The sequence below is a fragment of the Rhodoferax sp. RT5P35 genome (genome assembly GCF_056521385.1).
In genome coordinates, this window is record NZ_JBWMAX010000106.1 from 1 (window position 1) to 1,489 (window position 1,489).

The 1,489-nt window shown below is 58.1% G+C and carries 1 protein-coding gene and 2 pseudogenes; all 3 read left to right on the plus strand.

What is annotated here, in order from left to right:
• Positions 1 to 681 (plus strand): PAS domain S-box protein (locus tag AC097L_RS24015; RefSeq protein WP_479589243.1); only part of this gene is annotated, 681 nt, incomplete at its 5' end.
• Between the two features lie 110 nt (positions 682 to 791).
• Positions 792 to 1,010, plus strand: a pseudogene (locus AC097L_RS24020) (transposase); the annotation flags it as partial.
• A pseudogene (locus AC097L_RS24025) lies at positions 1,011 to 1,489 on the plus strand (transposase); the annotation flags it as partial.

Consider the following 1,489-nt stretch of genomic DNA (forward strand, 5'->3'; position numbering starts at 1 on the left):
CCAATGCTACCAATGAGGCTCGTCATGGAAAAGAAGAAATCTGACCAAACCCTGCGTCTTCAAGCTGAGGCCATTGCTCGCGACAAAGCTGTGCTTCACACCCTATCAGCCAAAAACATGATATCAGCGGACATGTGGCGCACCACACAGGAGTTGCGGGTGCATCAGATCGAGCTGGAATTGCAATGCGACGAGCTACTGCGCAGCAAGCGGTTATTAGAAGCCGCGCGGTCTCGCTACTTTGAGCTGTACGATGCAGCCCCGGTGGGCTACTGCACGGTGTGCGAAAGCGGGCTAGTGGTAGAAGCCAACCTGGCCGTAGCGGCGCTGCTGGGCCTAACACGCGCTGCTCTGGTGGGAAAGCGCATCAGCCGCTTTGTCGCCAAAGAGCACCAGGATACGTACTATCGCCTGCGAAAGCAGTTGCTGGACAGTGGCACGCCGCAAACGTGCGAGCTACAAGTTGAAAACATGGAGGGCTACCTATGCTGGATTCAGCTTATCGCCAGCGCTGCGAACGATGTCACCGGTGCGCCAGGGCAGCACCTAGTACTGGCTGATATCAGTGAATCCAAGATCATGGTTGCTGCTATGCAGGCCAGCGAGATGCGCAACAGTGCACCGGTGGACGGGTCATCCGAAGCCACCACTGAGCTCAAGCGGCAGGACAGGGTCAAGTAAATAGGTGTAGGAGCCTTGGCGGCATAAACCCGCCTCAAGGATGAACCCTGGCACGAAGCCTGCTGAGCACCAGCTAAGTTCCCCACCACCCCTAGCAACAGCAACGGCTACTGCCAGTCCTGCAAGACTGTCTCCCGCAGGGCCACCTAGCCAACTTCATCCGCGACACCGTAGACATCTTGGGTCTAAGTGCCTTCCACGAACGTTACGCCGCCGGTGGTTCACGCAACCAGCTCCTGCATCCGGCCATGAGGGTCAAAGTCCTGGTCTACGCCTACGCCACGGGTGTGTTTAGCTCCCGTGAAATCGCAAGGAAGCTGCATGAGGACACCCGGCCCGCCGAGGTCGAGGCCAAGACGGAACGGTTACAAGAGAAGATCAAAGTCTTGCGCGAGCAGATGCAGTAGCTCGATGACGTGAGGCGTAAGCAGAAGGATGTGCCTGACGAGCAAATCTCCCTCACCAATCCCGACGCCCGCTCCATGGTGTCGCAAGCCAAAGGTTCCGGCTTGGTGGGCTGCAACGTACAGACCGCCCTGGATGCCCAGCACCACCTGATCGTGGCGCATGAAGTCACCAACGTTGGCAACGACCGGGCGCAACTGCACAAGATGCGCTGGCCGCCCGTGAAGCCATGGGAAAGAAACAGTTCAAGGCCTTTGCCGACCGAGGCTACTTCCGCTGCACGGAACTTGAGGCCAGCGAAGACCACGGCATCACCGCATTTGTGCCCAAGCCCATGACATCCAACGCCAAAGCGGAGAGACGCTTCGGCATGAAAGACTTCATCTATCGGGCCAAAGGCGAT